The 6,690-nt window shown below is 73.2% G+C and carries 7 protein-coding genes; 4 read left to right on the top strand and 3 right to left on the bottom strand.

Translation table 11 applies throughout. The features are described from left to right. Positions 1 to 14: 14 nt before the first annotated feature. Positions 15 to 791 carry an MBL fold metallo-hydrolase gene (locus ITI46_RS19130; protein ID WP_209240878.1) on the top strand — a complete coding sequence of 259 codons (777 nt, stop codon included), beginning with the start codon at positions 15 to 17 and terminating at the stop codon, positions 789 to 791. A 20-nt stretch (positions 792 to 811) separates the two neighbouring features. After that, positions 812 to 1,438, top strand: coding sequence for a DedA family protein (locus ITI46_RS19135; RefSeq protein WP_247746227.1), 627 nt, complete (start codon positions 812 to 814; stop codon positions 1,436 to 1,438). A 35-nt stretch (positions 1,439 to 1,473) separates the two neighbouring features. On the opposite strand, the gene ITI46_RS19140 is transcribed toward ITI46_RS19135, so the two are convergent. From ITI46_RS19140 to ITI46_RS19150, 3 genes are all read right to left on the bottom strand, one after another. Beyond that, a complete protein-coding gene (locus ITI46_RS19140) occupies positions 1,474 to 2,784 on the bottom strand; it encodes an MBL fold metallo-hydrolase (RefSeq protein ID WP_247746221.1) in 1,311 nt (436 codons plus the stop codon). Then, positions 2,785 to 4,077 (bottom strand): aminotransferase class I/II-fold pyridoxal phosphate-dependent enzyme, encoded by a 1,293-nt coding sequence (locus tag ITI46_RS19145; protein ID WP_209240880.1) that lies wholly within the window; start codon positions 4,075 to 4,077, stop codon positions 2,785 to 2,787. It lies immediately after the preceding gene. A 177-nt stretch (positions 4,078 to 4,254) separates the two neighbouring features. Beyond that, positions 4,255 to 5,121: a SigB/SigF/SigG family RNA polymerase sigma factor gene (locus ITI46_RS19150; protein ID WP_247746222.1), complete on the bottom strand. Its 867-nt coding sequence runs from the start codon at positions 5,119 to 5,121 to the stop codon at positions 4,255 to 4,257. A gap of 326 nt (positions 5,122 to 5,447) precedes the next feature. Here ITI46_RS19150 and ITI46_RS19155 point away from each other — a divergent pair, with 326 nt between their 5' ends. Together ITI46_RS19155 and ITI46_RS19160 are read left to right on the top strand one after the other, a co-directional pair. Then, positions 5,448 to 6,257, top strand: coding sequence for a methyltransferase domain-containing protein (locus tag ITI46_RS19155; RefSeq protein ID WP_209240881.1), 810 nt, complete (start codon positions 5,448 to 5,450; stop codon positions 6,255 to 6,257). A 67-nt stretch (positions 6,258 to 6,324) separates the two neighbouring features. Then, positions 6,325 to 6,687: a VOC family protein gene (locus tag ITI46_RS19160; protein ID WP_209240882.1), complete on the top strand. Its 363-nt coding sequence runs from the start codon at positions 6,325 to 6,327 to the stop codon at positions 6,685 to 6,687. Positions 6,688 to 6,690: the final 3 nt, after the last annotated feature.

Below are 6,690 nucleotides of genomic sequence, written 5' to 3' on the forward strand. Positions count from 1 at the left end.
AGGGAGGGACGCGGGTGTCGGTTGAGGTCACGTGGTGGGGGCATGCCACGGCTACCGTGCGGGACTCGGGGGTCACGGTGTTGACGGATCCGTTGCTGGTGCGTCGGCTGGCGCATCTGCGGCGCCGGCGTGGGGCGCTGCCGCCGCCGCGGGCGGTTCGGGCCGATCTCGTCCTCGTCTCCCATCTGCACGCCGACCATCTGCACCTCGGGTCGCTGGCCATGCTGGCGCCGGGTACGCGGGTCGTCCTGCCGCGTGGTGCGGTGCGGGCGGTGCCCGGGCTGCGGCGGCTGGCCCGGCGGCTGCGGCTGACCGAGGTGGTCCCGGGCGACGAGGTCACGGCGGGCGAGGTGACCGTACGCGCCGTGCCCGCAGCGCACGACGGGCGGCGGCTGCCGGTGGGGCGCCATCTCTCGCCCGCGCTCGGGTTCGTCGTAGCGGGCGAGGAGCGGACCTACTTCGCCGGTGACACCGGGCTGTTCGACGGGATGGCCGAGGCGGTCGGCGAGGTGGACACGGCGCTGCTCCCGGTCGGCGGCTGGGGGCCCTTCCTCGGCGAGGGACATCTGGACGCGCGCCGGGCCGCCGAGGTGCTGACGCGGCTGCGGCTGCGCAGTGCGGTGCCGGTGCACTTCGGTACATACTGGCCGGTCGGTATGGACGCGGTGAGGCCGCACGAGTTCCACTCCCCGGGCGCCGAGTTCAAGCGGCTGGCGGCGCGGCCGGCGCCTGAGGTCACGGTGCATCTGCTGGAGCACGGGGAGAGCGTGCGGCTGGAGGCGAACCGGTGAGCGGTGCGCTCTCGGACGGGCTGAGCGCGGTCGCCCACACCGTCTCCGAGGCGGTGGTACCCCCGCCCGAGTCCACCCAGCAGGCGCTGGGCTACCCCTCACTGTTCCTGCTGGTAGTGCTGGGCTCGCTGGTGCCCGTGGTGCCGACCGGTGCACTGGTCAGCGGCGCCGCCGTGGTCGCACTGCACCAGAGCCTGCCGGTGTTCGCGCTGCTGTCCGTCTTCGGCATCGCCTCGCTGGCCGCCTTCCTCGGCGACATCGGCCTGTACTGGCTGGGCAGGCGCGGGGTCGGTTCCAAGAACGGCTCGCGCTGGCTGTCGGCGCTGCGGGAGCGGGCGGCGCCCGAACGGCTCGCCCAGGCCGACGCACGGCTGCGTGAGCACGGGGTCGCGGTGCTGGTCGTCTCGCGGCTGATCCCCGCCGGGCGCATCCCCGTGATGCTGGCCTGTCTGCTGTCCCGGATGCGGATGCGCGAGTTCGCCCGCGGCGACGTGCTCGCCTGCCTGGCCTGGGCCGCCGTCTACCAACTCCTCGGCGTCGCAGGCGGCTCCCTCTTCCCCCGCCCCTGGGAGGGCATCGCCGCCGCGGTAGCCCTGACCCTGCTCGTGAGCGCAGCGCCGTCGCTTTGGCGCCGAGTACGAAGGTGACGGAGCAGCCGCGTAGCCCCGATGCCGTACGCGGACTAGCCCCGCTCCAGCACCCTGGAGGCACCCACCGGGAGGTCCCACAGGTCCTCCCGGTCCCGCTCCGCCTTGCGCCAAGCAGCCCGCACCCGGGTCAGCGGCTCCAACGGCGGCTCCCCCGACAACAGAAAAGTCGACCAGTGCATGGGCGCCATCCGCCGGGCCCCCACGTCCTGAGTGGCAAGGACGGCCTCCTCAGGATCGGTGTGCACGGGCCGCAGCATCCAGCGCGGGTCGTACGCCCCGATGGGCATCAGCGCCAGGTCGATACCGGGATAGCGCCGGCCGATCTCGCTGAACCAGTGCCCATAACCGGTGTCCCCCGCGAAGTACACCCGCTGCCCGTGCCGGTCGGTCAGCACCCAGCCGCCCCACAGCGAGCGGCAGGTGTCGGTGAGGGTGCGCTTGGACCAGTGGTGCGCCGGTACGAAGTCGAACCGCACCCGCGTCCCTCCCCCAGCCTCCGGCCGGGAGGCACCCCCAGGCGCGGGTAGCTCGGCCCCCTCCCACCAGTCCAGCTCCGTGACGGTGGTGAAACCGCGCTTGCGGCACCAGGCGCCGAGCCCCGCAGGGACGAACAGCGGGGTCGAGCGCGGAAGTCTGCGCAGGGTCGGCGCGTCGAGGTGGTCGTAGTGGTTGTGCGAGATGACGACGGCGTCCACCTTCGGCAGCGCCTGCCAGGCCACACCGACCGGGGTGACGCGCGCGGGCGTGCCGAGGATCTTGCGGGACCAGACGGGGTCGGTCAGCACCGTCAGACCGCCGATCCGCACCACCCAGCTGGCGTGTCCCGCCCAGGTGACGGAGATGGTGTCGGTGCCAGGGTCGGGGATCGGTCCCGGCTCGAAGGGGAGCTTGGGAATCTCCTCGGCCAGCGCCGCGCCGATCGGCCGCATGGCGCCCTCCCGGGCGAGCCGGGCCATCGCACGTACCCCGGGCAGCGGCGAGGTGAGCCGGTCGGTGAACGAGCGGGGCCAGATCCGGCGGGCGCCGACGGGACGCGGCGGGGAGAGAGCCGGGGGCGGCGGCTGGAGGAGCACATCGGTTGGACCGGTACGGCCCCCGCCGGCCCGCGCCGCCGCCGGCTCACCGCCGGAGGGCACTCCCGCTGCCACGTCCTGGCCGCCGGGCGCGGAGGACGCGGCCCCCTCGAGGGAGGCGCCCGGGGCGGGAGCGGGCCCGGCCGGGAGGGCGCCGGACGCGGGGGTTCCGGCCTTGCCGGCGGGAGTCCCGGCCGTCTCGGCGGTTTCCGAGGCGGCACCCTCGGACAGGGGTGAGCGCTCGGAAGGCTGTCCGGTCCGTTCGGTCATCTACTGAGGACTCCCATCCGTGAGGTCGACCAGCACCGACTGCACCCGTGACAACGCCTCGGGCACGCCGGGCAATTCCCCGGGGTCCGGTTCGACAGCCTGCTGATGCCGTTCCGTATCCACAGGGTGACCTGCGGCATCCGGCTCGGCGGCACCCCGCGCTGCGGCGGGCACGGCTGTGGCGGGCACGGCGGCGGTCAGCAGTTCCGTGGTCAGCCGCACCCGCAGCTCCTTCGGATCGTCGCCGAAGCGGTGTCCGCCCACCGCGTACGGACCCAGCCGCCGCACCAGTTCGGCCTCCAGCCCGGCGGCGTCGGTGATGCCGCGTGCGGCGAGCCGCGGCCGGAAGGGGTCGAGGTCGGCGTACAGATGGCGTCCCAGGTGCGGGGGCCGGCACAGGGCGCCAGCGCCGGTGACCGAACGATGCAGCGCACGGGCCAGCCCGCCGTGCAGCCGCGCTGTGGCCGACCGGCGGGCACGCAGCTCAGCGGGCTCGCCGAGCGCCTCGGCGGCAGCCGCCGCGACCGGGCCAGGAAGCTCGGCCCGGAGCGCGGCCAGCATCTCGCGCACCCGCTCACCGAGGAGCTTGCCGCGGCCCGTATCCGGGAACCGGGCGATGCCGGGCGGCGGGCCGGGGCGGCGGGGCACGGACCGGCCCGCCCCTCGCCGCTCCTCGAACGGCGCCTCGAACATCGCATCGAACGCCGCGTCGAGGCCGGCGAGCACCACCACATGGTCGGCCCGGCCCGCTTCGGTGAGCATCTCGGCCGGGCTGACGATCACGGTGTCGTGCGGGTCGTACGAGATGTCGCGCCACGTCTCGTCGCTGACCACGAGCAGTCCCTCGGCGACGGCGGCCTCGCACACCTCGTGCAGCAGCTCGGGCGGCGGGGCCGTCCCGGTGACCTCGTCGGCCACGGAGAGCACCAGCACCTGTGGGGTCTCGCCCGCGCCGCGGCTCCGGCGCACCGCCTCCAGCAGCGCGAACGGATCCGGGGTCCCGCCGCTCTCCGCGGGAACCGGCACCGTGTGCACCGCGCGGCCGAGCAGCCGTGCCTGCTCCGCGCACCAGGGCACGCACGGGTGCGGCAGCAGCACGCTGCCGAGCGCGGCCCCGGTGCCCGCTGGGGTCCCTGTGCCCGCCGCGGTCCCGGTGCCCGCAGCGGCCAGCACCGCGAGCAGCAGTACGGGGGCGCCGGGTGCGACGGCGACCTGTGCGGGCCCGGTGGGCAGGCCCCGCCGGGCCCAGTAGCCCCCGGCGGCCTCCCGTACACCCTGGCCCGTGCGCCGCATCCCTGTACGCCTCCGCCGCTTATCGGACAACCTTTCTTGCGTACACCTTGGCAGAGACGGCTACCCCAGGCACCGTCGACGCGCCCCGTCAGCCGACGCGCCCGTCAGGGGCGCGGGGAACTGCGCGAGCAACCACCACGCACCCGCAGCCCGCAATGCACAGCAAGGGGCAGCGCCTCACCGGAAGGAGACCCGCGAAGCCGGCCGGGGACGGCGGCGAACACCGTGCCGAGCCCGCTGCCGGCAGGCATCCCGCCGATCCGTCTCGACCTCGTGGTGAATACGACGGCACGTCCGGCTGATGAGACGAGAAACATGCATCTGCGAGATGCCGAGCTGTTCGGCGATATGGCTCTGGGTCATGTCGCAGAAGAACCGCATGTAGAGAATGCGCCGCTCACGCTCCGGCAGCCGCGCGAGCCGCGGCTTGACCGCCTCCCGGTAGACGACCTGGTCGAAACCGGGTTCGGGGGCACCGATGGTGTCGGCGAGTGAGTAGCCGTCGTCGGCACCGGGGAGTTCCGCGTCCAGGGACAGCGTGCTGTAGCTCTCCAGCGCCTCCATGCCCAGCAGGACGTCCTCCTCGCTGAGACCGCAGTGTTCGGCGATCCGCCGCACGGAGGGGCTGCGCCCGTCGAGGGTGTGGCTGAGCTCGCGCTGGCTGTTGCGCACCCGGTTACGGAGCTCCTGTACGCGCCGGGGGACGTGCAGCCCCCACATGTGATCGCGGAAGTGCCGCTTGACCTCGCCGACGATGGTCGGCACCGCGAAGCTCTCGAAGGCGCAGCCGCGGGAGATGTCGTAGCGTGCGACAGCCTTCACCAGGCCCAGCGCGGCCACCTGTTCTAGGTCTTCCAGTGCCTCGCCGCGGTTGCGGAAGTGCCTGGCCAGCCGCCCGGCCATCGGCATCCAGGCCCGCACCACGCGCTGGCGGAGCTCTTCCTTCTCGGGGCCTTCGGGCAGTTCGGCGATGCGCCGGAACTCGGCGGTGGTGTCGGGGGCGTCGTCGTGGGGGTGCCTGGAGCGTGTCGTACGGACGGTCATCAGCTTGTGCTCCCGTAACGGTCGCGTCGTCTGACGGTCACCGCGGCAACGAAGGCAGGTGCGCGGGCCCGAAGCGCACAGGTCGCTCCCGCGGACGTGCCTTCTTTCCGAAGCACTGGAGTGCGGGTGCCCGGCATCCCGGACGGCAAACACCCGAACGGCGGCCGACCGCATCGCCGCACGCCCCAACTCCCGCCGCCCGCAAGGGAGTAGGCCCGGCATCGGCCGACCCGATTGCGCGCACTGCGCGGCCCCGACCCGGCGGCGTGGTCCACATCCCGAAACAACATTGCTCACATAGCAAGACGCCGGGCTAAAGTGCCCGCATGGCCCACGAGACTGCCGTGTACACCCACGGCCACCACGAATCCGTCCTGCGCTCGCACCGATGGCGCACCGCCGCCAACTCCGCCGGCTATCTGCTCGACCAGCTGCGCGCTGACCACCGCGTCCTGGACATCGGCTGCGGCCCCGGCACCATCACCGCCGACCTCGCGGCGCTGGTCCCGCAGGGCTCGGTCACCGGGCTGGACGCGGCGGCGGGCGTACTGGAACAGGCCCGCGCGACCGCGCGGGAACGCGGGGTGACCAACGTCGCGTTCACCACCGGCGACGTGCACGCCCTCGACTTCGCCGACGGCTCCTTCGATGTCGTACACGCCCACCAGACCCTCCAGCATGTGGGCAGCCCGGTGGACGCGCTGCGCGAAATGCGGCGGGTGTGCGCCCCCGGCGGAGTCGTGGCCGTCCGGGATGCGGACTACGGCGGCATGTTCTGGTACCCGGAGGTGCCCGGCATGGCTGAATGGCTGGACCTCTACCGCCGGGTCGCGCAGGCCAACGGGGGCGTTCCGGACGCCGGACGCCGGCTGCACGCCTGGGCACGCGAGGCGGGCTTCACCGATGTCACGGTCTCCACGAGCACCTGGTGCTTCAGCACGCCGGAGGAGCGCGCCTGGTGGAGCGGGCTGTGGGCGGACCGCACGGTGGCCTCCAGCTACGCCTCGGTCGCCGTGGACGGCGGTATCGCCACCACCGAGGAACTGCGCCGCATCGCCGACGCATGGCGGGCATGGGGCCAGGAGGAGGACGGCTGGTTCACGGTCGTGCACGGCGAGATCCTCTGCCGCGCCTGATCCGCACAACTCCACAGGTGGCAACGCCGGTTCGGCACAGCAGGTGGCCCCGCTCTAGGGTGGGGCCATGGATATTCTGGGGACCTCGCTGCGTATCTGCGTCGACGATCTGGACGCCGCTGTTCCGGTGTACGAACGACTGGCAAGCGCGGAGGCGATGCGCTTCCAGAACGGCCCGGTGGAGGTGGCGGCCGTGGGCCCCTTCTTCCTGATGAGCGGCCCCGAGGAGCATCTGAACGTACTCGCCAAGATCAAGGCGACCCTCGCGGTGAAGGACGTGGACGACGCGCTGGCCGATCTGCACACCGTGGGGGCGCAGATCATCGCGGGTCCCAAGCCCACCCCGATCGGCCGCAATCTCGTCGCCCGCCATCCGGACGGCAGCGTCTTCGAATACGTGGACAGGAAGCAGGGAGCGGACGGGCAGTAGCCC

This window comes from Streptomyces oryzae (assembly GCF_017676365.1).
Taxonomy (GTDB): Bacteria; Actinomycetota; Actinomycetes; order Streptomycetales; family Streptomycetaceae; genus Streptomyces; species Streptomyces oryzae.

Coding starts and splice junctions, on each gene's coding strand:
- ITI46_RS19160 (WP_209240882.1), top strand. CDS start 6,325: ATGGATATTCTGGGGACCTCGCTGCGTATCTGCGTCGACGATCTGGAC.
- ITI46_RS19145 (WP_209240880.1), bottom strand. CDS start 4,077: ATGCGGCGCACGGGCCAGGGTGTACGGGAGGCCGCCGGGGGCTACTGG.
- ITI46_RS19150 (WP_247746222.1), bottom strand. CDS start 5,121: ATGACCGTCCGTACGACACGCTCCAGGCACCCCCACGACGACGCCCCC.
- ITI46_RS19140 (WP_247746221.1), bottom strand. CDS start 2,784: ATGACCGAACGGACCGGACAGCCTTCCGAGCGCTCACCCCTGTCCGAG.
- ITI46_RS19155 (WP_209240881.1), top strand. CDS start 5,448: ATGGCCCACGAGACTGCCGTGTACACCCACGGCCACCACGAATCCGTC.